The sequence below is a fragment of the Mycolicibacterium rutilum genome (genome assembly GCF_900108565.1).
Classification (GTDB): Bacteria; Actinomycetota; Actinomycetes; order Mycobacteriales; family Mycobacteriaceae; genus Mycobacterium; species Mycobacterium rutilum.
Genome location: NZ_LT629971.1, coordinates 3,290,657 through 3,315,830 on the forward strand (window position 1 = coordinate 3,290,657; position 25,174 = coordinate 3,315,830).

The 25,174-nt window shown below is 68.1% G+C and carries 28 protein-coding genes; 14 read left to right on the forward strand and 14 right to left on the reverse strand.

The genetic code is table 11. The features are described 5' to 3' along the window. Positions 1-110 precede the first annotated feature (110 nt). The 8 genes from BLW81_RS16110 (at position 111) to BLW81_RS16145 (ending at position 6,316) form a co-directional block, all read left to right on the forward strand. Complete coding sequence (locus tag BLW81_RS16110) at positions 111-1,130, forward strand: ferredoxin--NADP reductase (RefSeq protein WP_083410584.1); 1,020 nt, start codon at positions 111-113, stop codon at positions 1,128-1,130. A 27-nt stretch (positions 1,131-1,157) separates the two neighbouring features. Next, positions 1,158-1,901 carry an SDR family NAD(P)-dependent oxidoreductase gene (locus BLW81_RS16115; protein ID WP_083408033.1) on the forward strand — a complete coding sequence of 248 codons (744 nt, stop codon included), beginning with the start codon at positions 1,158-1,160 and terminating at the stop codon, positions 1,899-1,901. A 42-nt stretch (positions 1,902-1,943) separates the two neighbouring features. Further along, positions 1,944-3,215: an aromatic ring-hydroxylating oxygenase subunit alpha gene (locus tag BLW81_RS16120; protein ID WP_083408034.1), complete on the forward strand. Its 1,272-nt coding sequence runs from the start codon at positions 1,944-1,946 to the stop codon at positions 3,213-3,215. Next, a complete protein-coding gene (locus BLW81_RS16125; protein WP_083410585.1) occupies positions 3,215-3,544 on the forward strand; it encodes a hypothetical protein in 330 nt (109 codons plus the stop codon). The genes BLW81_RS16120 and BLW81_RS16125 overlap by 1 nt, the downstream gene beginning before the upstream one ends. A 16-nt stretch (positions 3,545-3,560) precedes the next feature. Then, positions 3,561-4,406 carry a TauD/TfdA dioxygenase family protein gene (locus BLW81_RS16130; RefSeq protein WP_083408035.1) on the forward strand — a complete coding sequence of 282 codons (846 nt, stop codon included), beginning with the start codon at positions 3,561-3,563 and terminating at the stop codon, positions 4,404-4,406. A 119-nt stretch (positions 4,407-4,525) separates the two neighbouring features. Further along, on the forward strand, positions 4,526-5,821 hold the full coding sequence (locus BLW81_RS16135; RefSeq protein WP_083408036.1) for a cytochrome P450: 1,296 nt from the start codon (positions 4,526-4,528) through the stop codon (positions 5,819-5,821). Continuing rightward, complete coding sequence (locus BLW81_RS16140; protein ID WP_064424476.1) at positions 5,821-6,012, forward strand: ferredoxin; 192 nt, start codon at positions 5,821-5,823, stop codon at positions 6,010-6,012. Before BLW81_RS16135 ends, BLW81_RS16140 begins: the two co-directional genes overlap by 1 nt. A gap of 16 nt (positions 6,013-6,028) precedes the next feature. Next, positions 6,029-6,316 (forward strand): DUF1330 domain-containing protein, encoded by a 288-nt coding sequence (locus BLW81_RS16145; RefSeq protein ID WP_083408037.1) that lies wholly within the window; start codon positions 6,029-6,031, stop codon positions 6,314-6,316. Positions 6,317-6,392: 76 nt separating this feature from the next. On the opposite strand, the gene BLW81_RS16150 is transcribed toward BLW81_RS16145, so the two are convergent. The 10 genes from BLW81_RS16150 to BLW81_RS16195 form a co-directional block, all read right to left on the reverse strand. Next, positions 6,393-7,169, reverse strand: coding sequence for an alpha/beta fold hydrolase (locus BLW81_RS16150; protein ID WP_083408038.1), 777 nt, complete (start codon positions 7,167-7,169; stop codon positions 6,393-6,395). 3 nt (positions 7,170-7,172) lie between these two features. Then, entirely contained in the window at positions 7,173-8,375 is a 1,203-nt protein-coding gene (locus tag BLW81_RS16155) for a cytochrome P450 (RefSeq protein ID WP_083408039.1), read from the reverse strand. After that, positions 8,372-8,572, reverse strand: a complete 201-nt coding sequence (locus BLW81_RS16160; protein ID WP_083408040.1) for a ferredoxin — start codon at positions 8,570-8,572, stop codon at positions 8,372-8,374. Before BLW81_RS16160 ends, BLW81_RS16155 begins: the two co-directional genes overlap by 4 nt. A 28-nt stretch (positions 8,573-8,600) precedes the next feature. After that, positions 8,601-9,803 carry a cytochrome P450 gene (locus BLW81_RS16165; RefSeq protein WP_083408041.1) on the reverse strand — a complete coding sequence of 401 codons (1,203 nt, stop codon included), beginning with the start codon at positions 9,801-9,803 and terminating at the stop codon, positions 8,601-8,603. 116 nt (positions 9,804-9,919) lie between these two features. Continuing rightward, entirely contained in the window at positions 9,920-10,711 is a 792-nt protein-coding gene (locus BLW81_RS16170) for an NAD(P)-dependent oxidoreductase (protein WP_083410586.1), read from the reverse strand. A gap of 124 nt (positions 10,712-10,835) precedes the next feature. Beyond that, a complete protein-coding gene (locus BLW81_RS16175) occupies positions 10,836-11,654 on the reverse strand; it encodes an NAD(P)-dependent oxidoreductase (protein WP_083408042.1) in 819 nt (272 codons plus the stop codon). Continuing rightward, complete coding sequence (locus tag BLW81_RS16180; RefSeq protein WP_083410587.1) at positions 11,654-12,496, reverse strand: alpha/beta fold hydrolase; 843 nt, start codon at positions 12,494-12,496, stop codon at positions 11,654-11,656. Before BLW81_RS16180 ends, BLW81_RS16175 begins: the two co-directional genes overlap by 1 nt. Positions 12,497-12,549: 53 nt before the next feature. Then, positions 12,550-14,193: a thiolase C-terminal domain-containing protein gene (locus BLW81_RS16185; RefSeq protein WP_083408043.1), complete on the reverse strand. Its 1,644-nt coding sequence runs from the start codon at positions 14,191-14,193 to the stop codon at positions 12,550-12,552. After that, on the reverse strand, positions 14,190-14,501 hold the full coding sequence (locus tag BLW81_RS16190) for a ferredoxin (protein ID WP_083408044.1): 312 nt from the start codon (positions 14,499-14,501) through the stop codon (positions 14,190-14,192). Before BLW81_RS16190 ends, BLW81_RS16185 begins: the two co-directional genes overlap by 4 nt. After that, complete coding sequence (locus tag BLW81_RS16195) at positions 14,498-15,793, reverse strand: NADH-ubiquinone oxidoreductase-F iron-sulfur binding region domain-containing protein (RefSeq protein WP_083408045.1); 1,296 nt, start codon at positions 15,791-15,793, stop codon at positions 14,498-14,500. Before BLW81_RS16195 ends, BLW81_RS16190 begins: the two co-directional genes overlap by 4 nt. Positions 15,794-15,829: 36 nt before the next feature. On the opposite strand from BLW81_RS16195, the gene BLW81_RS16200 reads away from it, so the two are divergent. Next, on the forward strand, positions 15,830-16,303 hold the full coding sequence (locus BLW81_RS16200; RefSeq protein WP_083408046.1) for a hypothetical protein: 474 nt from the start codon (positions 15,830-15,832) through the stop codon (positions 16,301-16,303). Here BLW81_RS16200 and BLW81_RS16205 read toward each other — a convergent pair. Genes BLW81_RS16205 through BLW81_RS16220 form a run of 4 tightly spaced genes read right to left on the reverse strand, consistent with a single transcriptional unit; the run spans position 16,300 to position 19,864 of the window. Then, positions 16,300-17,208 carry an alpha/beta fold hydrolase gene (locus BLW81_RS16205; RefSeq protein WP_083408047.1) on the reverse strand — a complete coding sequence of 303 codons (909 nt, stop codon included), beginning with the start codon at positions 17,206-17,208 and terminating at the stop codon, positions 16,300-16,302. The two genes, BLW81_RS16200 and BLW81_RS16205, sit on opposite strands and share 4 nt — an antisense overlap. Further along, positions 17,205-17,597, reverse strand: coding sequence for a Rieske (2Fe-2S) protein (locus BLW81_RS16210; protein WP_083408048.1), 393 nt, complete (start codon positions 17,595-17,597; stop codon positions 17,205-17,207). Before BLW81_RS16210 ends, BLW81_RS16205 begins: the two co-directional genes overlap by 4 nt. A gap of 4 nt (positions 17,598-17,601) precedes the next feature. Then, positions 17,602-18,744: an amidohydrolase family protein gene (locus BLW81_RS16215; protein WP_083408049.1), complete on the reverse strand. Its 1,143-nt coding sequence runs from the start codon at positions 18,742-18,744 to the stop codon at positions 17,602-17,604. Between the two features lie 37 nt (positions 18,745-18,781). Next, positions 18,782-19,864 carry an amidohydrolase family protein gene (locus tag BLW81_RS16220; RefSeq protein ID WP_083408050.1) on the reverse strand — a complete coding sequence of 361 codons (1,083 nt, stop codon included), beginning with the start codon at positions 19,862-19,864 and terminating at the stop codon, positions 18,782-18,784. 247 nt (positions 19,865-20,111) lie between these two features. Here BLW81_RS16220 and BLW81_RS16225 point away from each other — a divergent pair, with 247 nt between their 5' ends. The 5 genes from BLW81_RS16225 to BLW81_RS16245 are packed head-to-tail and all read left to right on the forward strand — an operon-like array spanning position 20,112 to position 25,170. After that, positions 20,112-21,119 carry an acyl-CoA dehydrogenase family protein gene (locus BLW81_RS16225; protein ID WP_083408051.1) on the forward strand — a complete coding sequence of 336 codons (1,008 nt, stop codon included), beginning with the start codon at positions 20,112-20,114 and terminating at the stop codon, positions 21,117-21,119. Beyond that, positions 21,103-22,278, forward strand: coding sequence for an acyl-CoA dehydrogenase family protein (locus BLW81_RS16230; protein WP_083408052.1), 1,176 nt, complete (start codon positions 21,103-21,105; stop codon positions 22,276-22,278). The genes BLW81_RS16225 and BLW81_RS16230 overlap by 17 nt, the downstream gene beginning before the upstream one ends. A gap of 5 nt (positions 22,279-22,283) precedes the next feature. After that, positions 22,284-23,057, forward strand: coding sequence for an enoyl-CoA hydratase/isomerase family protein (locus tag BLW81_RS16235; protein ID WP_083408053.1), 774 nt, complete (start codon positions 22,284-22,286; stop codon positions 23,055-23,057). A gap of 21 nt (positions 23,058-23,078) precedes the next feature. Continuing rightward, complete coding sequence (locus BLW81_RS16240) at positions 23,079-24,377, forward strand: acyl-CoA dehydrogenase family protein (protein WP_083408054.1); 1,299 nt, start codon at positions 23,079-23,081, stop codon at positions 24,375-24,377. Positions 24,378-24,393: 16 nt separating this feature from the next. Then, entirely contained in the window at positions 24,394-25,170 is a 777-nt protein-coding gene (locus tag BLW81_RS16245) for an SDR family NAD(P)-dependent oxidoreductase (protein ID WP_083408055.1), read from the forward strand. Positions 25,171-25,174: the final 4 nt, after the last annotated feature.

Here is a 25,174-nt window from a genome sequence, read left to right on the forward strand (position 1 = left end):
CACCCGTGCCCCACGCGATGACGCGGTACCGCCTGTCTGCCTCGGTCACGTGCCCATTCGACCACGCCGGCACTTGATACCAATCACAAGTACTTGATATTGTCGTGCCGATGTCGGAACAAGTCGCCGAGTTCGCGCCGTTGCGGATCAAACGCGTCGTGCGCGAGACCCGCGACGCCGTGTCGCTGGTGCTCGACGTCCCCGAGTACTGCTCGCAGCGGTTCCGCTACCAGGCCGGGCAGTTCCTGACCCTGCGGGTGCAGGTCGGCGCGGACCACCACCAGCGGTGCTACTCGATGTCGTCGTCACCGCATCTCGGTGAGGAGTTGCGCATCACCGTCAAGCGCGATCCCGGCGGCGTGGTCTCCAACTGGCTCAACGACACCGCGGTCGAAGGCGGCGAGATCCACGCCGCCCCGCCCGACGGCCGGTTCGTTCTCGGCGAGAACACCCGTGACATCGTCGCGTTCGCGGGCGGCAGCGGCATCACCCCGATCTTCTCGCTGATCGGGTCGGTGCTCGCCAGTGCGGGCCGGCGGGTGCGGTTGTTCTACGCCAACCGCAGTCCAGAGTCGGTCATCTTCGGTGAAGCGCTGAGTGCGCTCGCCGAGGCGAACCCCGACCGGTTGACGGTGGTGCACCACTTCGACGAGCAGGGCGGCGTGGTCACACCGAGCGCCGTCGAAGCGTTCGTCGACGCCGCGGCCGATGCCGACTACTACATCTGCGGCCCCGGGCCGTTCATGGACACCGTGTCCGACGCGTTGCTCGGCACCGGTGTCGCGCGTGATCGGTTGCATCTGGAGCGGTTCGAGGTGGCACCCGCCTCGGCCGACGTCGTGGAGGCGGCGCAGCAGACCGAAGAGGTCATCATCGAGCTGGACCGCAAGAAGATCACCGCGCCCTATCGGGCAGGCAACACGCTGCTGCAGACTGCGCGCATCGCCGGGCTGCGTGCGCCGTCGTCATGCGAGACCGGTTCCTGCGGAACGTGTATGGCCCGCCTCGAATCGGGGAGCGCGCGGATGCTGAACAACGACGCGCTCGATGACGACGAGGTGGCCGAAGGCTGGGTGCTGACGTGTCAGTCGTTGCCGACGAGCCGCTCGGTCCACGTGGTCTACGAGTGAGGTGGTTGATGTGAAGGAGTCGGGTCGATGAGCCGGGTGGCGGTGGTGACCGGCGGTGCATCGGGGATGGGCGAGGCGACGTGCCACGAACTGGGCAGGCGCGGCCACAAGGTGGCGGTGTTCGACATCAACGGTGAGGCCGCCCAGCGCGTCGCCGAGGAGCTGCGCGCCGAGGGGCTTTCGGCGCTCGGCGTCGCGGTCGACGTCAGCGACCGGCCGGCCGTCGAAGAAGCGTTCGCGAAAGTCCGGTCCGAACTCGGGCCGGTGCACATCCTGGTCACCAGCGCCGGCGCTGTCGACTGGGCGCCGTTCACCGACATCACGCCGCAGGCGTGGCAGCGCCTGGTCGACGTGAACCTGACCGGGACGTTCCACTGCTGCCAGGTGGCGGTACCGGACATGCTGGCCGCCGGGTGGGGCCGCATCGTGATGATCTCGTCGTCCAGCGCGCAGCGGGGTTCACCGAAGATGGCGCACTACGCCGCGTCCAAGGGAGCGCTGCTGTCGCTGACCAAATCCCTTGCCCGCGAGTACGGTCCGGTCGGCATCACGGTGAACAACATCCCCCCGTCGGCCATCGAGACGCCGATGCAGCATGCCGGCCAGGCGGCCGGGCACCTGCCGTCCAACGAGCAGATGGCCGCGACCGTTCCGCTCGGTCACCTCGGCACCGGCGACGACATCGCCGCCGCCGTCGGTTTTCTCTGCTCCGAGGAGGCCGGCTTCATCACCGGTCAGATCCTCGGGGTCAACGGCGGGTCGGTGCTGTGACGACTCCTGGACCCGAACATCAACCACGACACGGAGGTTCGCATGGGGAAGTGGCCTAAACCGGCAGAGGGCAGCTGGACCGAGCACTACCCGGAGCTGGGTACCGGACCGATCTCGTTCCGCGACTCGATCTCGCCGGAGTTCTACGAGCTCGAACGTGAGGCCGTCTTCAAGCGCGCCTGGCTCAACGTCGCCCGTGTCGAGGAGTTGCCGCGGGTGGGCAGCTACCTCACCAAGGAAATCGAGGTGGCCAAGACGTCGGTGATCGTGGTCCGCGGCAAGGACCAGCAGATCCGCGCCTTCTACAACGTCTGCCGCCACCGCGGAAACAAGTTGGTGTGGAACGACTTCCCCGATGAGGAGGTCAAGGGCACCTGCCGGCAATTCACCTGCAAGTACCACGGTTGGCGCTACGACCTCACGGGTGATCTGACGTTCGTCCAGCAGGAGGGCGAGTTCTTCGATCTGGACAGCACCCGCTACGGCCTCAAGCCGGTGCAGTGCGACGTCTGGAACGGGTTCATCTTCATCAACTTCGATCCGGAACCGCGCTGGAGCCTGCGTGAGTTCCTCGGCCCGATGATCACTGCGCTCGACGACTACCCGTTCGAATTGATGACCGAGCGTTACGAATTCGAAGCGCGCAACAACAGCAACTGGAAGATCTTCGCCGACGCCTTCCAGGAGTACTACCACGTGCCGTCGCTGCACTCTCAGCAGGTGCCCAGCGCGGTCCGTCAACCCAACGCGACGTTCGAGTGCGGGCATTTTCAGATCGACGGGCCACACCGGTTGGTGTCGACCGCGGGGACGCGGCGGTGGCTGCTCGACCCGGAGTACATGTACCCGGTCGAGCGCGTCACCCGCAGCGGGCTCGTCGGCCCCTGGCGCACGCCGGAAACCCACCAGTCGGCCGGTCTGAACCCGGGCGGGATCGAACCGTGGGGCATCACGAACTTCCAGATTTTCCCCAACCTGGAGATTCTCATCTATCACGGCTGGTACCTGCTGTACCGGTACTGGCCGACGTCGCACAACACCCATAAGTTCGAGGCCTACAACGCCTTCCACCCCGCCCGGACCGTGCGCGAGCGCATCGAACACGAGGTCGCTTCCGTGGTGCTCAAGGAGTTCGCACTGCAGGACGCCGGGATGCTCGGCGGTACCCAGGCCGCGCTGGAGTACGGCCTGGGCGAGCCGATAGTGGACGACTACCCGCTCAGCGACCAGGAGATCCTGGTGCGGCATCTGCACCACGAGGCCGTCAAGTGGGTCGAGCAGTACAAGGCCGAGCGCAGCCCGGTGGGGGTGTGATGGCCCGCCTGCCGAGTGCCTTCGCCGAATTCGAGCCGTACGCGGAGAAGTGGTGTCTGCCAACCGAAGCGGAACGGTGGGAGACCCGGATGTCGACCCCGATGCCGGAGATCCGGGAGTTCTACGATGCGTTCACGCCGCGGTTCGAGGAAGCGATCGACTACTGCGACAAGTTCCCGCTCGACGAGCTGCCCGACGACGTCCTGAACCTGCTGCACCTGATCTACTCGATGATCATGGTGTCGATGGCCGTCGAGGTCTTCGGTACGCAGAAACCCGCCGACTCCGCCGACGCGGTGATGAACCGCGTCAGCGCGCCGGTGCCATGACCAAGGAGACGACACCATGAGCCTGCTCACCATCAACAAGCTCACCGCATCGGTCGGCGCGGAGGTGACCGACGTCGACTCCGACGCGCTGGCTCACGACGACGCGCTCGGGACGGCCGTGCTGGAAGCGTTGGAGGACAACGGTGTTCTGGTGTTCCCGGAGTTGCGGTCGACCCCGGAGGCCCAGGTGGCGTTCTGCCGGCGACTCGGCGAGATCGACCATTCATCCGACGGGCACCATCCGGTGGCGGGGATCTACCCGGTGACGCTCGACAAGTCGAAGAACGCCTCGGCGGATTATCTGCGCGCCACCTTCGACTGGCACATCGACGGATGCACACCGACCAACGACGAGTGCCCGCAGAAGGCGACGGTGCTGTCGGCCAAGCAGGTCGCCGAGACCGGCGGCGAGACCGAGTTCGCGAATTCCTATGCGGCCTATGAGGCGTTCAGCGACGAGGAGAAGGAACGTTTCGGGGCGCTGCGGGTCGTGCATTCGCTGGAGGCCTCGCAGCGCCGGGTTCACCCGGACCCGTCACCGGAGCTGGTGGCTCGATGGCGGTCGCGGCCGACCCACGAACATCCGCTGGTGTGGACGCACCGCAGCGGCCGCAAGTCGCTGGTGCTCGGGGCGTCGGCGGACTACATCGTCGGCATGGACCTCGACGAGGGGCGCGCGCTGCTCGACGAGCTGCTGGACCGCGCGACCCAGCCGGACCTGGTCTACAGCCACCGCTGGTCCGTCGGGGACACCGTGATCTGGGACAACAACGGCGTGCTGCACCGCGCCGCGCCGTATGATCCCGACTCGCCCCGCGAGATGCTGCGGACCACCGTGCTCGGCGACGAGCCGATCCAATAGCAGCGCTAGGCGACCGCACAGCACGCTCGTTGACGTCGCCGTGCCACTATGGAAATCTGATACCCACATATGAGAATCACATTCTCTCAGCGTGTGAGTTCGTCGAAACGGAGGGCCGCATGGCCGAAGACCTCGCCGAGGACAAGACGAAGGTCGACTTCTTCCGGGACGGGCGTCTGACCGACGACCCGTACCCGTTCTACGAGGCGCTGCGCAACAAATGCCCGGTCAGCCGCGAGGACCACTACGGCGTGACGATGGTGACCGGCTGGCAGGAGGCCGTCGACGTCTACAACGACGCGGAGACGTTCTCGTCGTGCATCTCGGTGACCGGGCCGTTCCCGGGGTTTCCGGTCCCGCTCGAAGGTGACGACGTCACCGATCTGATCGTCGAGCACCGCGACGAGATCCCGTTCAGCGACCAGCTGCCGACGCTGGATCCGCCGACCCACACCAACCACCGCGCCCTGCTGATGCGGCTGATCACACCGAAGCGCCTCAAGGAGAACGAGGACGCGATGTGGCAGCTCGCCGACGACATCCTCGACGACTTCCTCGCGTCGGGGCAGGGCGAGTTCATCAGCGGGTTCGCCGCCCCGTTCACGCTGCGGGTGATCGCCGACCTGCTCGGGGTGCCCGAGGAGGACCGCCCCGAACTGCTCGAGCGCCTGGCCAAAGGCACACACGGCGGCGGGCTGGGCAACGCCGACAAGACACTGACGAAGACGCCGCTGGAGTACCTCTACGACGTCTTCGCCGAGTACGTCGAAGACCGTCGGCGCGAACCGCGCGACGACGTGCTGACCGGGCTGGCCACCGCGACGTTCCCGGACGGGACGGTGCCCGAGGTCGCCGACGTCGTGCGGGTCGCCACCAACGTGTTCTCCGCCGGGCAGGAAACCACCGTGCGACTGTTGAGCACCGCGCTGAAGGTGCTCGGCGACCGCCCCGACATCCAGCGCAAGCTGCGCGAGGACCGCAGCCTGCTGCCGAACTTCATCGAGGAGTGCCTGCGCATCGAGAGCCCGGTCAAGGGCGACTTCCGGTTGTCGCGGGTGCCCACGACCGTCGGCGACCAGGCGCTCAGCGCCGGGTGCACCGTGATGGTGATCAACGGTGCGGCCAACCGCGATCCGCGGCGCTTCGAGGATCCCGACACCTTCGACCCCGAGCGCAAGAACGCCCGCCAGCACCTGGCGTTCGGGCGCGGCATCCACAGCTGCCCGGGTGCACCGCTGGCGCGGGCCGAGACACGCGTCGGGCTGGAGAGGCTGCTGGACCGCACCTCCGACATCCGGATCAGCGAGGCCCATCACGGCCCGGCCGGCGAGCGTCGCTACAACTACATCCCGACCTACATCCTGCGGGGGCTGACCGAGTTGCACATCGAGTTCGACGTCGTGGGTGAGGCCTGATGAAGGTCACGGTCGACGAGGATCGCTGCGCGGGCCACGGCATGTGCCTGACGCTGTGCCCCGAAGTGTTCGAACTCAACGACGACGGCTGGGCCGTCGCCAGCCCCGAAGAAGTGCCTGCGGAACTGGAATCCGCCGCGCGCGACGCGATCGCCAACTGCCCCGAACGCGCGATCCGCGAAATCGACTGACCGACAAGGAGATCGAATGGCCAAGGCGTACATCCTCATCACCGAGGACATCAAGGACCCCGACGGCATGGCCGAGTACGGCAAGCTCGCGAGCCAGACGATGGCCAGCGCGACGCTGCTGGCGTTCGACCAGAAGGCCGAGGTGATCGAGGGCACGTGGCACGGCACGCAGACGGTGCTGCTCGAGTTCGAGTCCGAGGAAGCGGCCAAGCAGTGGTACTACTCCGACGAGTATCAGGCAGCCGCCAAGCTGCGCCAGGCCGCCGCCGACTGCAACGGCGTCATCCTGCACGGCCTGGGCTGACTTCTTCTCGCCGAAACCGACGCTTTGGCGGAAATTCAGTCGCAAAACCCGCCAAAACGTCGGTCTCGGCGCAATTTCAAGCGGAGACCAGCGGGCCGGTCGGTGTCGTCGTGGTGGCGTGCACCAGTAGTTCGGCCAACTCGCGCGGCCGGCTCAGGAACGGCGAGTGCGACGCGTCGATGGTCAGTTGCTCGACGCCCAGCCGGCGGGTCACGGTGTCGGCCAGCCACTGCGGCATCGACCGGTCCTGCAGGCAGCGGATGAAACTGCGCGGCAGATCGGCCGCCCAGAACCGCGGCACCGATACCGGGGTGACGGTGGTGTCGCCGAACCGCTCGGGGCCGAGTCGCTCGAACGCCCAGCGCGCGGTGTCCTCGTCGCAGTCGTGGTAGAAGTACCGCCAGGCACCGTCGAAGTCGGCGAACCACATCGCCCCGTCGTCGTCGAACTTCAGGTAGCTCAACATCTCTCCGACATCGGCGTCGAAATCCTCGCCGAGTTCCTCGTCGTCGCGCATCGCCATGGCCTCGGGATAGGTCCGGCCTTCGCGGGGCAGCGCGGCCGCCAGGTAGACGATGTGACGCACGAGTTCGGGGACGGCGTCAGCGGCCAGCGTCGCATCGAACCCGCCGCCGGAATGCCCCACGAGCACGCTCTTTTCGGTGCCGCCGGAGCGCAGGGCCTCGACGATCGCGTCGCGACGATTGGCCAGTGTCGATTCCTCGTCCACGCGGGCGCCGTGACCGGGCAGGTCGACGGCCACGCTGTCGTGTCCCATCGCGGTCAGCTCGGCGATCGTCGGCTCCCAGCACCAGGCCGCGTGAAAACCCCCGTGTACGAAGACGAACCGCATCGGCTACAGCACGCGCACCGGGACGTGCGACCATCCCGCGACGTTCTGCATCACGACCCGCCGGCAGTCATCCCACAACACCTCGTAGTGCGGGATCAGATCGAGCAGCCGCTCCAGCGCGATCGCCGTCTCCATCCGGGCCAGCGCCGCGCCCAGACAACTGTGCACGCCGTACCCGAAGCCGAGGTTCTGCGCCTCGGTGCGGTTGCGGTCGATGTCGAAGGTGTCCGGGTCGGTGAACGCCTCGGGATCGCGGTGCGCCGACGCCTGCAGCAGGAACACCGGCTTGCCCTCGGGGATCGTCACGCCGTGCAACTCGACGTCACGCATCGACCGTCGCACGTTGTAGTGCACGGGCGGCTCGTAGCGCAGTAACTCCTCGACCGCGGCCGGAATCTTGCTGCGGTCGTCGAGCAGCTTCTGCCACTGTTCGGGATGCCGGGCGAACGTCACCGCGGCGTTGCCGACCAGCTTGGTGACGGTCTCCGCGCCGGCGCCGCCCAGAAGCGTTGCGAAACCGGCGATCTCGAAGTCGTCGAGGGACTCCAGTTCACCGTCCTCGCGGGTGATCTCCGCGGCCACCAGGCGGCTGAACATGTCGTCCTGCGGATTGGCGCGTCGGTCCTGGATCAGCTGGAAGTACAGACCCATCGCTTCGGCGACGGCCTGCATGCCCTCCTCGGACATGTCGATCTGGCCGGGCTCGCGGTGCAGCGACTTGTCCACCCATTCGCGGACCTGCTGGCGGTATTCCTCTGGCACGCCGAGCATCTGGGTGATCACTTCGACCGGGAAGAACGCGGAGAAGTCGGCGACGACGTCGAAGTGCTGCGGGTCGGCCGCCGAGATGTAGCGGTCGATGGTCGCGGTCACCATCGGCCGCATCGCCTCGATCGCGCGCGGCGTGAACACCTTGTTCACCAGGCTGCGCATGTGCCGGTGCTCCGGCGGGTCCATCAGGATGATCATCTTCGCGGGCATCGGCTCATCGGAGCGCACGGTCGCCAGGTCCAGACCGTACGCCGACGAGTACGTGGCGAAGTCCTTGTAGGCCGCCGCGACGTCCTCATGGCGCGACAACGCGTAGAAGTCGTGTTCCTCGTTGTAGTAGACCGGGGCTTCCTCGCGCAGGCGCCGGTAGATCTCCCACGGCCCGTCGAAGTACTCCTTCGAGAACGGATCGAAGACGAGTTCGGCTGTGGTCATGCGTCTTCGATCGAGATGGCCTGGCGGGGGCACTGCCGCACAGCTTCCCGGACCTGGTTCTCGTTCTCCGGTGTCACTTCCTCCTGCAGCACGTGCAGGTAGTCCTGCTCGTCGAGGTCGAACACCTCCGGGATGATGCCCATGCACACCCCGTTGCTCTCACACAGTCCGAAGTCGACAACGATTTTCTTGGTCATGCGCGATCCCGCTCCGCTCCTCGCTGGGTCACCGCAGCACCTTCACCGGGACATGGTGGTAGCCGGCGACGTTCTGCATCGTCACCCGCTGCAGACCGTCGAAATCCACCTCGTAGCGCGGCATGAAGTCCAGCAGGTGTTCCAGCGCGATCGCGCTCTCCATCCGCGCCAGCGCCGCGCCCAGGCAACTGTGGATGCCGTAGCCGAGGCCGAGGTTCTGCGACTGGGTGCGGTCGCGGGTGATGTCGAAGGTCTCGGCGTCGTCGAATGCGCGCGGGTCCCGGTTGGCGGCGGCGCCCATCAGGAACACCGGCTTGTGCGCGGGCACGGTTCCGCTGGGCAGCTCGACGTCCTTGAGGCTGTAGCGCACGTTGTACTGCACGGGGCCGACGTAGCGCAGCAACTCCTCGACCGCGGCCGGGATCAGGCTGCGGTCGTCGAGCAGCATCTGCCACTGCTCGGGGTGCTGGGCGAACACCACGACCGCACTGCCGACCAGCTTGGTGACCGTCTCCGCGCCCGCGCCGCCGAGAAGCGTTGCGAACCCGGTGATCTCGATATCGTCCAGCTGGCGCAGGTTGCCCTCGCCGTCGGGGATCTCCGCGGCGATCAGCCTGCTGATCATGTCGTCCTGCGGGTTCTGCCGCCGCTCCTGCACCAGGCTGTAGTAGTACATGCCGGAGTCGATGTTGGCCTGCATGTTCTTCTCGGACAGCTCGATCTGGCCGGGCAGCCGCTCCAGGCTGGTGTCGATCCAGTGCCGCACCTGCTGGCGGAAGTCCTCGGGCACCCCGGCCATCCGGGTGATCACCTCGACCGGGAACGGGCCCGAGAAGTCCTGCACCACGTCGAAGTTGTCGGGGTCGGCCTTGGACAGGTAGTGCTCGACGGTTTCGATCACGGTCTCGCGCTGCGACTGGATGGCGCGCGGGGTGAAGGCCTTGTTGAGCAGGCTGCGCATGTGCCGGTGGTCGGGCGGGTCCATGAAGATGATCGACTTCTGCGGAACCTCGCCGGATCGCACCATCGCCAGGTCGCACCCGTAGGCCGACGAGAACGACTCGTAATCCTTGAACGCCGCTGCGACGTCGGCGTGCCGGGTCAGCGCGTAGAAGTCCTCTTCTTCGTCGTAGTAGATCGGCGCCTCGTCGCGCATCCGCTGGTAGATCTCGTACGGATTGTCGAAGTACTCCTGCGAAACCGGGTTGAACACGAGCTTGGGCTTGGTCATGATCTCCTCTTTCGCGGCGGGCTGTCGACCGCTTCCGTTACGTGAGGGCGCAATACTGTAACGGCCCTAGTATGCCTCACCAGGTGCCTCCGGGTAAGGGGAATCGCCGCCGTGCATCAGCCGATTCCGGCATCGATGACCTGGTCGAGCAATCCCAGCGTGCTGCCCAGTTCGGCGGCGGTGCGGCGGACCACCTCGACGTCCTTGCCGATGAACTCGCCGACGTCGGCGACGAACGCCCCCACCGAGCCGCGGGCGGCGACGAACTCCCCGACCCGGCTGGCGCCGCTGCCGTGCAGCACCGACGTCAGCAGCTTCGCCTCGTCGACGCCGAGACGGGCGCCCAGGTCGACCGCGGTGCGCAGCAGCCCGATCTGCGCGGCGAACAGGCTGTTGTTGACGAGCTTCACCGCCTGCCCCGCACCCAGCGCGCCGACGTGCAGGATCGGCTCGCCATAGCTCGCCAGCACCGGCCGCACCGTGTCGACCGCGTCGTCGGTGCCGCCGACGAACAGCGTCACCGACCCGGCCGCGATGTTGTGCGGCCCGCCGCTGACCGGCGCGTCGATCACGTCGATGTCGGTGAACTTCGCCGCGATCTCGCGCGCCGTGGCCGGGCTGCCGGTGGTGTGCAGCACCAGCGTCGCTCCCGGTCGCATCGCGGCCGCGACGCCGTCGGCCAGGCAGACCTGCTGGACCTGCTCGTCGGTGAACACGCAGACGATCACGACGTCGGCGCCCTCGGCGACGTCGGTCGCGTGCGGCACGGGGTGGGCGCCGAGGTCGCGCATCGCTGCGCAGCGTTCGTCGGTTCTGCCGAGCACCCGGACCTGATGGCCGTGCTCGACGAGGCGGCGCACCATCGGCGCGCCCATGCGGCCCGCCCCGATGAAGCCGACAGCGGTCACCGGTGCCTTCTGCTCTTCGCGCAAGCGCTCATCGGCGCCTTCTGCTCTTCGCGCAAGCGCTCATCGGCGCCTTCTGCTCTTCGCGCAAGCGCTCATCGGCGCCTTCTGCTCTTCGCGCAAGCGCTCATCGCGGATGCTCCATGTCGGCCAGCGCCGTGTCGGCGACGGTGAACACCGTTCCTTCCGGTACGGACCCGGCCGCGGCGATGCTGGCGGCGTGCCGAACGTCCTTCTGCAGCAGGGCGCCGGCGATCGGGGCGAGGCCCTCGACGGTGCCGCCGAACATCGCGATGCTGCCCAGCGCCTTGCTGGTCGCCGAACCGCCGTTGAGCACCTCGGCGAGCCGGACTCGCGGAATGCCGAGCGCCTCGCCGAGGTCCAGGGTGCTCAGCGCGGCGCCCAGGTTCGCGGTGAACAGCAGGTTGTTGAGGATCTTGGTGACCTGGCCGCTGCCCAGCGGACCGAGGTGCACGATCGGGTCGGCGTACGTCGCGAACACCGGCCGGCAGCGCTCGACGACCTCGTCGTCGCCGCCGATCATGACCAGCAGCTTGCCTTCCTCCACGGCCGGGCCGCCGCCGCTGACCGGCGCATCGATGACCGAGACACCCCGTTCGGCGGCGGTCGCGGCGATCTCCCGGCAGGTGTCGGGATGCACCGTGCTGTGGATGGCGACGATCCCGCCCGGCGCCAGCCCGGCGAGCACCCCGCTGTCCCCGTTGAGCACCTCGCGCACATCGTCGTCGCCGACCACGCACAGGCAGACCAGGTCACTGGCCGCGGCCAACTCGGCGGGCGTGCCCGCGGTCTTGGCGGCCGTGCCGGCGTACGGCTCGAGGCTCGCGGCGCGCCGAGCCCACAGCGTGGTCTCGAACCCGCCCTCGACGATCCGCCGCGCCATCGGGCCGCCCTGGCTGCCCAATCCGATGAATCCGACCCGCATCAATCCGCCTCCACAGTGAGTTGAGCACCCTGCCCGCGCACGCAGTCGCCGACGAACGACAGAACTTTCCGGTGGTAGTCCGCCGCGGCCAGCGACAGCGAGAGATTGTGACCGGCGTTGGGCTGGTCCTCGAGCACGAATCGCGGCGCCGCGGTGAACAACGCGGCGATGTCGGCACGCGCCTCGGGATCGGTGCGCCACACCCGTTCGTGCTCGGCAATCGTGAACTGCACCGGCACTTGCACTTTCGGTGCCAACGCCGGGAAGTCCCGGCGCGGCCAGTTCTTCGTTACCTCGGTCTCGTACGGCGCGCCCGTCGACGAGTTCGTGATGCCGGACAGCACCTCCGGGGGGTAGAGCTCGGCGGGCTGCCACAGCAGATCACGCAGACCCACGGGGCGTTTGGTCGCCGTCGTGGTCTTGATGATGTCGATGGCCGCGTCGGCGTAGCGCAGGCCGGTGCCGGCCAGGGCGAGCCCGAGCACGCCGGCGTCTGCGGCACGGTCGCCGGCGGCCATCCGCACCGCGAGCTCGCAGCCGGCGGAGTGTCCCAGCAGGAAGACGCCTGCGCCGCGCGACTTTTCGCCGAGCACCTTGTCGAGGGCGCCGAAGGCCAGCGCCACCCGCTGGTCCGGGTCGTGCATCGCGTCGGGATAGGGTGCCGAGCTGCCGTACCCGGGCCGGTCCAGCGCCACCACGGTGAGGCCGTGCGCGGGTCCCGTGCGCAGCAGCGACAGCTGCGGGTGACCCGGGCAGTCGAAATACGCTGCGGTGCTGGCGCCGCCGTGGAACGCCACGACGACGGCGGTCGGCTGCTCGGCTTCGGCGACCAGACCCGACATCGGAACTCCGTCGACGAGGACGACGCGGGGTCGCACCGTGACGCCGCGCTCGCTCACGTGTCGGTCCGCATCAGGATCGCCCCGCTGGGGGTCAGGCCGCCGCTGCTGACCACCGCGACGCGGGCGTTGTCGACCTGCCGGTCACCGGCGTCGCCGCGCAACTGCGTGACCGCCTCGTGGATCAGCCCCATGCCGTGGGTGCGGCCGTGGGAGAGCTGGCCGCCGTGGGTGTTCAACGGGATCACACCGTCGCGGGCGATGGCCTTGCCACCGTCGAGGAAGTCCTTCGCCTCGCCGATACCGCAGAAGCCGAGCGCCTCCAACCAGGACAGGCAGTTGAACGTGAAGCCGTCGTAGAGCTCGGCGACGTCGATGTCGCTGGGCCGCAGCGAGGTTCGCGTCCACAGGTGGGCCGCCTGCCCGAGCACCTGCGGTTCGTGGGTCAGCGTGCTCTGGTCCCAGTCGGTGCGCTCGACGATCTGCGTGCCGACCGCCTCGAAGTACACCGGCTTACGGGGCATGTCCTTGGCGGCCTCGACCGCGGACACCACCACCGCGACGGCGCCGTCGCAGGGGACGTCGCAGTCGTAGAGCCCGAAGGGCGTGGTGATCGGGCGGGCATTGAGGTAGTCGTCCATCGTCATCGGGTCGCGGTAGATCGCCGTCGGGTTCAGCGTGGCGTTCGCCCGCTGGTTCAACGCGATCCAGCCCAGCGTCTCCCGTGTGGTGCCGTACCGGTCGAAGTGCCGCTGCGCGTTGAGCGCGAGGGTGTGCGCGGCCGACATCGCGCCGAACGGCATCTGCCAGCTGGTGGTGCGGGCACCGCCGGGCGGTGAGGCCTTGCCCTCCTTCATCAGCTGCTGGAACGTCGCCTCCCACAACGTGCGGAAGCACAGCACGTGGCGCGCCATCCCGGTCGCGACGGCCATCATCGCGGCGATGACCGAGCCGCCGGGACCGAACGTGTCCATGCCGCCGTTGATCCAGGTGGGTCGCAGGCCCAGCGCGCCCTCCAGCGCGGTGACCCCGCCCTCGCCCATGCCGGCCACGTCCAACCCGGGATAGGTGGCGAGACCGTCGATGTCGTCGAAGGTCAGTCCGGCGTCGGCGACGGCCTGCTCGCACGCCTCGATGGTCAGCGACAGCGGCGGCACCATCAGCCGGCGACCCAATCGCGATGCGCCGATCCCGGTGATCGCCGAGCGTTCCTCGAACTTCTCGGTCGTCAGCGGCGGGCTGACGTGGCGCGCGAAGTCCTGCGGCGCGATCTCGTCGTCGGGCAGCGGGGCGCTCTGGCCGTCGGTGCTGGGCCGGAAGACCGGCAGCCACACGTTGTCGAGCTGTTGGAAGGTGACCTCGACCAGCTGGCCCAACTTGAGGTCGTCGGGGTCGCAGTCGATGACGTTGGTGGTCAACCGGACCCGCGGATCCTCGACGATCGCCACCTGCGCGATGACGTATGGCGGGGGCAGATCGGGGAAACCGAACCGGTGGTTGACCGTGAAGGCCGACAGCGTGGCCTTACCCGAGACGTCGCGCACCCCCATGTTGCGGCTGCGGCAGTACCGGCACACCGGCTGCGGGGGATGGATCAGCGAGGCGCAGTCGCGGCACTCCTGGATGCGCAGCACGCCGTCGGCGCCCGCGGTCCAGAAGAACTCGTTGAGGACCGTCAGTTCCGGCAGCGGCCGGGTCACCGCACGAACTCCGAGATCGCCTCGCTGTCCTCGGTTTTGGGATCCGGTTCCGGTGCTTCGTGGGCGTCCTGCGGCGTCGCGGTGTCGGTCGGCGGACGGTGCTCGCCCATGTAGATGATCGCGTGCACGGGGCAGTCGAGCAGGGCACGCATGACGGCGTCGCGGTCCTTTTCGGGCACGGTCCCGTCGCCGATCAGCGACGCGTAGCCCCAGTCGTCGAGCGAGAAGTACTCCGGCGCGTGCTTGGCGCAGATGCCGAACCCGTCGCACAGCGTCCGGTCGAGCCGAATTCGTAAGCCGTCACTCATGATCGGGCCTCCACTTCGTAGGGCCGGATTGCGTCGAACGCGCCGGCCCGGCACGACTCGCAGTTGCCGGCGAGGTGACGCGCCACCACCTGGGGGAACTGGCGCAGCAGGCTGGCCGCGACGTTGGTGGCGCCGTCGAGGGTGCCGCACGCGCCGCGGCCGCGCAGCACCACCGACCACCGCTCCAGACGGGTGAGGTCCTCCTCGGTGGCGGTGCCGTCGCGCAGCGCGGAGGTCACCGCGGCCATCGCGGCGGTCCCGTTGAAGCACGACCCGCACTGCCCGGCGTTCTCGTTGTCGAAGTACGACATCACCGACGCCGCGACGGCGACCGGGCAGTCGTCGGTGAGCAGCGAGAGCGCCCCGCAGCCGAGCCCGCTGCCGAGGCGCCGGATCGACTCGTGGTCGAGCGTCGCGTCGAGGATGTCCGTGTTGACCAGGCCGGCGAAGTAGCCGCCCATCAACACGCCGGTCACGGCTTCGGCGGACACCCCGTGCAGCTTCAGCAGGTCGGTGACCGTTGCGCCGTGGGGGATTTCGTACAGCGCGGCCGGGCGCCCGGCGCCGGTGACGGTGGCCAGGAAGGTGCCGGGCGACATCGGCGTGCCGACGGCGCGGAACTGCTCGGCGCCGTGCTGGTGGATGAACGGCAGGTTGGCCAGTGTCTCGACGTTGCTGACCATGGTGGGCAATCCGCCGACACCCTCCTCGAAGGGCCGGGGCGGCTTGTCGGTCGGCTTGGCCGGCCCGCCGTTGATCCGTCGTACCGCGGCGGTCTCCTCACCGGCGACGTAACCGGCCTCGACGGTGACGACCGCGATCTCGGCGGCTCCGAACGTCTCGGCGGGCACCTCGGCGAGCGCCGCGGTCACCGCGTCGGCGGCGCCGGGATCGGAGACGTAGACGTAGCCGCGCGACGCACCCGCGACCGCGACCGCGAGGCGCAGCCCGTCCAGGACCAGGTGCGGCCGGTTGCGTAGCAGCCAGCGGTCTTTGATCGACGCGGGCTCGCCTTCCTCGCCGTTGGCGACGACGACGGTGTCCGAACCCCTGCGGTGCGCGTCGTGCACGGTGCGCAGCTTGGTGCCGATCGGGAAGGCCGCCCCGCCCCGGCCGAGCAGGCCGGACAGGTCGACCTGGCCGAGGAGTTCCTCGGCGTCGAGCAGCGGCCGGTAGCCGCCTTCCTGGGTGTACTCGGCGTAGGCCTGCGGTCCGGTCTGGCCGGGCCGCAGCAGTCGCGGGGCGCAGTCCGGCCACGCGGCGACGGCGTATTCGGCGGCGGTGGTGGTCATGATCGGTCCTTCCAGGCCCCGGATAGGCTGACGGACATGAGAACTGCGGTGGTCCGCGTCGGCGTCGACAAGGCGGGGGAGCTCACGCCCGCGCAGCTCGGCGACGGCATGGCGCGGCTTCGCGACGCGGCCGGGCTGGCCGGCATCGAGGTGGTCGACAACAACCTGTCGGGGCTTCCGCCGCAACGGCGTGAGGTGGAGCTGCTGATCACCGGCGATGACCCCGCCGAACTCCAGCGGACCGCGATGCAGTTGTGCGCCAACGCCTTCGGCACCACACCGGTGCCCGGTGTGCTGACCTTCATCAGCCGCGGCACCGACGACGACGCGCACGGGGTGCTCGCGGGGCTCGGGCTGACCGGCGAGATCGAACGCGTCGTCGACGAGGACGGCTGGGATGTCGTACACGTGACGCTGCGTAGGGCCGACCTCGAACGGGTCCCCGAATCCCGCGTCCACACCGCGCTGGAGGCGTCGCTCAACTGCGAAGTCCACGTCCGCACGATCTAGCCGTCCAGGAACTTCAGGATCGCGGGCGCCGCCTGCACCCACGTGTCGAACAGGCAGAAGTTCTTTCCGCCGCTGGCGGCGAACTTCTCGCCGGCACGCTCCCAGGCGTCTTCGGGCCACGGCGGATCGATCAGTGTCGAACCCTTGATCAGACAGTGCACTTCGAGTGAGGTGCGCTTGGGGTGGTCCCAGTCGTTCTCACCGCCGCGGATGATCAGCGTCGGGACCGTGATGTTGTCGAACATCTCGTCCTCGACACCGGGGATGGTCTGGCCGGGCTTCGGGACGTAGGCGTTGAGCCAGCGCAGCATCACCTTGAGGAATGCGTCGACGTCGAGCGCGCGCAACCGCGCCTCGTTGTCCGGATTGGCGGCGATGCGCTCCTTCCATTCCGCGACATGGATCACGCCTTCCATGCCCGCTCCCCGCGCCGCGAGAATGCTCGGCACCACGTAGTGCCCACCGAGCACGAATGAGCCGTAGACCCCACCGACGATGTTCCACACCACCAGCTTTCGCACGATCTCGGGGTACAGCATCGTCGTCAGCATCGAGTCGCGGGCGCCGCCCGAACCGCCCAGAATGAAGCACGGTCCGATGTCGAGTCCGGTGATCAGCGCGTGCAACGTCTCGGCGCGCATGTGGGATTCGCTCTTGCCGTAGAACTGGACGTCGGACTTGCCGCAGTTCGGCCGGTCCCACAGCAACACGCGGTAGCCGCCGTCGACCAACGCCTCCGCCAACGGCCGCAGCCCCGGAATGTCCTTGCTGAACCGGCCACCCGGCGTCAGCGCGATGAAATTCCCCTTGTCGCCGAGGATTTCGTAGACGACGCGGCCGCCGTTGTACTCGAAGATCTTCTCGCCGGGCGCGAGCACCGGGCCGGTTCGTTCCGATGTGCTCATGCCTGCACCAACACCTCGTTGCCGACCACCCGCACCGGGTAGGTGCGGATACTCCACTCCGGTTTGACGGCCGTGGTCCCGGTGGCCAGCTCGAAACCCCATTGGTGCCACGGGCAGTAGATGTACTCCAGGTCGCGCACCATCACCGCGTCGCCGGGGACGCTGTCGTCGACGACGGTGCGGCCGCGCGCGCGGCCCGAGCACAGCGGACCACCTTCGTGCGGGCAGTAGTTCGCGATCGCGTAGAAGGTGCCGTTGACGTTGTACACACCGACGCCGTGACGGCCGATCGGCACGAGTTTGTGCTTGCCCGGCGGAATCTCGTCGACCGTGGCCACGACGTGTTCACGCCCCTGTGCCAACCGGGGCGTCTTCTCCTGTTCGGTCATCTACTCAGAACACCCGCACCTGGCCCTCGAGGGCCGGAACCGTCTCGGGCAGATGGTAGGTCGCGATCCCGTTCTTGAACATCACGGCTTCGCGCGCATGCTCGGGCAAGTGCTTGACCAGCCAGCGCGGATCGTCGAACGTCCAGTGCGGGTAGTCCGACGAGTACAGCAGGATCTTCTCGCACTCCATCCACTCGAACGCGCGGGACAATTCGGTCTTGTCCTCGGGATAGTCCAGCGGCTGGGTGGTGAACTTGATGTGGTCCTTGACGTACTCGGACGGCTTGCGCTTGATGTCGAGCCACGACTTGCGGGCCTCGTAGATGGCGTCCATCCGCCACATCAGCGGCAGGATCCACGTGAAAGCGTGCTCCACCAAGACGATCCGCAGCGTCGGGAACCGGTCGAACAGGCCGTCGAAGACCATGCTCATCACCTGGTTCGCGGCCAGCAGCGAGTACGTGACCATGAAATCGTGGTTGTAGCTGGGGAATCCGACCGGCGGGATCGGCAGCTCCTCGTGGTGGCTGCGCGACAGATGGCAGCTGACCGTGATGTCGTTCTTGGTGGCCGCCTCCCAGATCGGGTTGTACTTCGGGTCGCCCCACGCCGGGCGCGGTTCGGCCTTGATCAGGATCTGGCCCATGTACGGATGGCCGGCCCACCGCTCGATCTCGCGGGCCGAGTCCTCCGGCGCCTCGATGGCCACGCAGATGGATCCGCGCCAGCGTTCGTGCCAGTTGTTCTTGCTGTCGAGCCAGTGGTTGGCCTGCCAGTCGTTGAGCGCCACGCTCATCGCGTGGTTGACCTCGGGGAACCGCGCCGGATACGCGGCGGGTTCGAGGATCGCGATGTCGGCGCCGGCCTCCATGATCAGCTGCTTGAACGCCAGGTCCGGATCGCTGCCCGCGAACTCGCCGTCGGCGGGGAAAGTGTCCACCCGCATCGCGTAGGCGTGGGCGTAATCGGGTGCGTCGTAATAGATCTGGTCACCGATGCGACGCGGCAGGAAGTACTTGCTGCGCCACGGCTCCGGGATGTACTGCGCCAGGACCCCGCTCTTGGGCACCGGGTGCACATCGGAGTCCACGCACCGCACCGCGACGCGCTCGGCCGCAGGCTTGCGCTCTGTCACTGTCACCGTCATCGTGGCTCCCTGCTGTTGCGTGCTTCCGCGGTCCCTATCACTGTGCGCCAACCCCCGCCCCGACGTCTATGCCGTAGAGCTCGGCGGCGTTGCGCCAGCAGAGCTTGTCGCGCTGCTCGGCGCTGTACGAGGAGGGCACCGTCAGGTCATTGAGCTGCCAGTGCGGGTAGCTCGACCCGAACATCACCATGTCTTCCTTGCCGGTGAACCCGAACCACTCGCCGGCGTACTCCACGTCGCCGGGCCCGTCCATTGCGCCTTGCACGAAGTAGGTGTGGCCGGGCAGGTAGTCGCTGGGCATCTTCGGCGCCCACGGCGTCTGCTCGAGGTGCGGACGGCCGAAGCAGTCCATCCGCCAGATGAACGGGGTCAGCAGGTCGGCCGCCCCGTCGGCCCAGACGAACTTCAACGTCGGGTTCTTCTCGAAGACGCCTTCGACGATGAGGTTCATCAGGTGGTAGAGGTAGTTGAGCGCCATGAAGCTGACGTAGTTCTCATAGGTGCGCGGGACACCCGACGGGGTCGGGGCGAACTGCACGCCGGCGCCGACCTCGATGTGCACCGCCACCGGCAGGTTCGCGGCGGCGGCCGCCTCCCAGATGGGCCAGTACTGCGGCTTGCCGTACAACTCACGCGACTGCAACGGGACGCCGATCTGCACCACGCGCGGATGGTCGGCGTACTTGGCGATCTCCCGCAGCGCACCGGTGACGTCGTCGGGATTGACCCGGATGGTGCCGCGGAACTTGTCGGCGTGTGCGTTGTCCTCCAACCACCGCGTCACCAGCAACTCGTTGTGCGCGGCCGCGATCGCGGTGCCCAGGTGCCGGTCGGGCATGATGCCGCGGGCCATCGGATGCAGGATCGCCACGTTGACTCCGCGCTCGTCGAACAGGTGCGCGCCGACCAGCTCCGGATCCGACCCCGGGTACCGGCGGTCGGCATCGGTGCCGGGCGCGTACTCCCCGCCAGGCGCGCCGTACCAGTCCATCTCGTAGTCGGGGAAGCCGCGGCTCTTGAACGGTTCGCGAAGGAAGCTGCGGAAGTCCTTGTTCGACTTGCTGAAGATGTGCACGCTGGCATCGATGACGGGCGTACTCGTCCCGTCCGGGTGTTGCATCGCCAAGTCGTCCTCCGATGTCTGCGCAAACCGCCGAACACTCTCAGTGTAAAGCGTTGTTCTTCATTGGCAAGAATCGGCTTCTCAACAAAACGCTTACTTCTGCGCAGGTCAGGGTGTCTGCTGGTCAACTGCACGACACGCGGACACCGAAACGAGGTAGTCAAATCAAGAGAATGCTTTCCCCGGTTGAGAGAATGCTATTCTCATCCCGAACGCGCTGCCCACTACCGTCCCGGGAGGCTTGGTGTTACTGGAGTTCGACGCCGATCAGCGACTCTGGCAGGAAACCGTGCGCGACGCGGTCACCAAGCAGTGCCCGGCGTCGCTGATCCGCGGCATCGCCGAGAACGGGGTCGACCCGACGCCGTTGTGGAAAACCTACGTCGACGCCGGATGGACCGAGCTCGCCGATCCGGAGAACGCCGTCGAGCTGGCGATCGTGCTCGAGGAGCTGGGCCGGGCCACTGATCTGACCCCGTTTCTGGCGACGCTGACCCAGTTCGCGCCGCTGGTCGGCGAGCGCTTCGATCCGCAGCAGGCCGGCACGGCGGTGTACGACGGGGTGTCCGCGCACCGCGACGCCGACGGCTGGCTGCTCACCGGTACGGCCCGCTACGTGCTCGACGGTGACCGCGCCGAACGCCTCGCGGTGGTGACCGATGCGGGCGTGTTCGTCGTCGACGCCGACCAGGTGGTCGCCCGGCGCACCGCGGTGTTCGACCCGGTGCTGCACATCGCCGACGTGTCCCTGGTCGACGTGCACCTGCCCGACACCGCGCGGGTCAAGGTCGACGTCGAACGCGCGCGTCACGTCGCGCTGACCGGGATGGCCGTCGCGACCGTCGGCGCCTGCCAACGCATCCTGGATCTGGTGCTCGAACACGTCAAACAGCGCCAGCAGTTCGGCGTCGCGATCGGCTCGTTCCAGGCCGTCCAGCACAAAGCCGTCGACATGCACGTCGCGACCGAGCGGGCCAGGGCGCTGGCGTATTTCGCCGCGCTGACCATCGCCGCCGACGACCCGCGGCGCCGGCTCGCGGCGGCCATGGCCAAGGCGTCGGCGGGCGAGGCGCAGGCCGTGGTGTTCCGGCACGGTCTGCAGCTGTTCGGGGCCATGGGTTTCACCTGGGAGAACGACCTGCAGTTCGCGCTCAAGCGGGCCAAGGCCGGCGAACTTCTGCTCGGCGGCGCCGCCGAGCACCGCGCTGTCATCGCCGAGGAGTACAGGAGCACCGGTGCAGCTGACTTTTGATTCCGACGTCGAAGAGTTCCGCGCCGAGTTCGCGGCGTTCCTCGACGAGCACCTGCCGTCGGAGGCCCAGACCCTGGAGCGGCCGCGGTCGGTGTCGCACATGCCGCAGTGGGCGCGCGACTGGCAGCGCCTGCTGTTCGACAACGGCTGGCTGCTGCCCGCCCAACCGCCCGAGTTCGGTGGCCGCAACGCCACCGTGGTGCAGCAGTTCGTGCACCTCGACGAGCTGTGCCGGCGCCGCATCTACCACAGCTTCAACCCGCAGGGCGTCAACATCATTGCCGCATCGCTGCTTTCGTTCGGATCCGACGAACAGAAGCACCGCTGGGCGGTGCCTGTGCTCAAGGCGGAGATCACCGCATCGCTGGGCATGAGCGAGCCCAGCGCCGGTTCGGATCTGGCGTCGCTGCGCACCCGCGCGGTGCTGGAGGGCGACGAGTTCGTCGTCAACGGCCAGAAGGTGTGGACGTCGGGCGCGCACGACGCCGACTTCCTGCTGACGTTCGTGCGCACGGATCCGGACGCGCCCAAACACAAGGGCATCAGCGTGCTGATCATCCCGACCGACACCCCTGGCGTGGTGTGCCGCCCGTTCGCCGACATGACCGGTGAGGAGAACCTCGACTTCAACGAGGTGTTCTTCACCGACGCGCGGGTCCCCGCCGAGAACCTCGTCGGCCCGCTCAACGGCGGCTGGGGCGTGGCCAACGGTTCGCTGGGCCATGAACGCACCATGATGTGGCTGGGCTTCGCCGACCGGATCGACAACATGATCGCCGATTTCGAGCCGCGCACCGAACTTCAGCGCGACCAGTACGCCACCACGATCATGGACTATCAGGCGCTGCGGGCGATGGGGTCGGCGGCGCTGGCCCGCGCCGCGCGCGGCGAGATGGACACCGCATCGGTGTCGGTGCTCAAGCTCATGGGTTCGGAAGCCGAGCGGCAGGCCATGGAGAACGCGTTGACGGCCGCGGGCGCCGACGGACTGGTACACCCGTCCACGTCGGGTCCGTACGCGCACATGAACCTCGACCACTACTTCGCCAGCTGGTTCGAGCGGTATGCGCGCAGCTTCGGCGGCACGATCGCCGGCGGCACGTCCGAGATCCAGCGCAACATCATCGCCACCCAGGTGCTCGGACTGCCGCGGCGCTGACACCGGTGGCCGAAACCGTCGAGATCAGCCGGCCGCAGCCGGGAGTCGTTGCGCTGCAGCTGAACCGGCCTCAGCGACTGAACGCGATCAACGAGGTGATGCGCGGCGAGCTCGCCCAGACGCTCGCCGGTCTGGCCGCCGACTCGTCGGTCGACGCCGTCATCCTGACCGGCGCAGGCCGCGGGTTCTGCTCCGGTCTGGACGTGCGCGACTTCGGCCCGGGCATCCCGGCGGCGACCGCCCCGGCCATCGATCGGATGCGGTTTCAGGAATCGATGGCCGCGCTGCCCCAGATGATCCGGGCGCTGCCGCAGCCGGTGATCGCCGCGGTGAACGGGCCATGTGTCGGTGCGGGGCTAGCGTTGTGCCTGGCCGCCGACATCAGGATCTGCGCGGATGCAACGACATTCGGCAACGCCGCGATCCTGCTGGGGCTTTCCGGCGCGGAGATGGGGATGAGTTATCACCTGCCCAGGATCGTGGGCACCAGCGTCGCCGCCGACTGGATGCTGACGGGACGCACGGTGAGCGCCGAGGAGGCCGAGCGGCGGGGTCTGGTCAGCGAGGTCGTCGACGCCGACCGGCTTTTCGAGCGTGCGCTCGAGATCGCGACCACCATCGCCGGGCTGTCCACCCTGGGCGTTCAGCTGACCAAGCGGGCGCTGCAGGCGAACACCGATGCGCCGGATCTGGCGGTCGCGATGGAGTTGGAGAACCGCAACCAGGTGCTCAGCCACGCCACCGAGGATGCCGCGGCGCGGCGCCAGAAGTGGTCCTGAACACCGACGGAAGGACGGGCAGTGGGCTGGGATTTCGCAACCGACCCGGAGTGGGCCGAACAACTGGCGTGGGTGGAGCAGTTCGTCCGCGAGGAGTGCGAGCCCATCGACCTGATCGTCAAGGAGTCCCACGACCTCAACGACCCGGTGCGCCAGGCGCTGATCCCGCCGCTGCAGGAGATCGTCAAGGAGCGCGGGCTGTGGGCCACCCATCTCGGACCGCACCTCGGCGGTCCCGGCTACGGGCAGGTCAAGCTCGCGCTGCTCAACGAGATCCTGGGCCGCTCGGAATGCGCGCCGATCGTGTTCGGTTCGCAGGCACCGGATTCCGGTAACAGCGAGATCCTCGCCCACTACGGCACCCCGGAGCTCAAGGAGCGGTATCTGGAGCCGCTGCTCGACAACCGCATCGTGTCGTGCTTCTCGATGACTGAACCGCACGGCGGCGCCGACCCGAAGGTCTTCACGACCACCGCCACCGAGGACGGCGACCACTGGGTCATCAACGGCGAGAAATGGTACTCGTCGTTCGCGTCGATGGCGTCGGTCATCATCGTGATGGCGATGACCGACCCGGACGCGCCGCCATACCAACGGTATTCGATGTTCGTCGTGCCCGGGGACACGCCAGGGATCAACGTGCTGCGCGACGTCGGGCTCGGCTATCAGCCGCTGGGCGGTGGCGGCCGCGAAGGCTACGTCCGCTACGAGAACGTCCGCGTGCCCGCCGATCACATGCTGGGACCCCGCGGCGGTGCGTTCGTCGTCGCGCAGACCCGGCTCGGCGGCGGCCGCATCCACCACGCCATGCGCACCGTCGGCCTGGTCCGGCGCATCTTCGACATGCTCACCGAGCGGGCGGTGTCGCGCTACACCCAGGGCTCGGTGCTGGCCGACAAACAGATGGTGCAGGAGATGATCGCCGACTCCTGGATGGAGATCGAGGCGTTCCGGCTGCTGACCCTGCAAACCGCCTGGAAGATCGACAAGTTCAACGACTACAAGGCGGTGCGCGCAGACATCTCGGCGGTCAAGGCGATGATGCAGAAGGTGTTGCACGACGTGTCCGCGCGGGCGCTGCAGCTGCACGGGTCGTTGGGCACCTCCCACGAGATGCCGTTCGTGCAGTACCTGACGGAGTCGTTCGTGCTCGGGTTGGCCGACGGCCCGACCGAGGTGCACAAAGTGACGCTGGCGCGGCTGCTGCTCAAGGACGTCGAACCGGCGCCGGACGTGTTCCCGTCGCAGCATCTGCTGCGGCTGCGCGCCGCCGCCGAGGCCAAGTTCGCCGACAAACTCGCGGGCATTCCGCGCAGCTGACACCGGGAGGCCCACAATGACGTGTGAGGGCAAGGTCGCGCTGGTGACCGGCAGCAGCAGGGGACTGGGCAAGGCGATCGCGCAGCGCCTGGCGCGCGAGGGCGCCACGGTCGCGCTGACCGCCCGCACCCTCGAACCCGACCCGAAATATCAAGGGTCGTTGCGGGAGACGGTCGAGGAGATCGAGACCCTAGGTGGTGCCGCGATCGCGGTGGCGGGCGACCTGTCCGACAGCGCCGAACGCGAGCGGTTGTTCGCCGAGGTGGTCGAGCGGGTGGGCGCACCGGACATCCTCGTCAACAACGCCGCCGTCACATTCTTGCGGCCCCTCGACACGTTCCCTGAGCGGCGGGTGCGGCTGATGATGGAGATGCACGTGGTGGCGCCGCTGCACCTCACCCAGTTGGCGGTGCCCGCCATGCGCGAACGTGGCCGCGGGTGGGTGCTCAACCTGACCTCGGTCGGCGGTGACCTGCCGCAGGGCCCGCCGTTCGCCGAGTTCGACCGCAGCGCCGGGTTCGGGATCTACGGCACCGTGAAGGCCGCGCTGAATCGGCTGACGAAAAGCCTTGCCGCCGAACTGTTCGACGACGGTATCGCGGTCAACGCCGCCGCCCCGTCCAACCCGGTGGCCACGCCCGGCGCCGGCAGCCTCGACCTGGCCAAGACCGACACCGAGGACATCGGGCTGATCAGCGAGACCGCATACCTGCTGTGTACCGGCGACCCGAAGACTCTGACCGGCCGGATCGCCCACACACAGCCCTTCCTGCGCGAGGTCGGGCGGCTGTGACGCG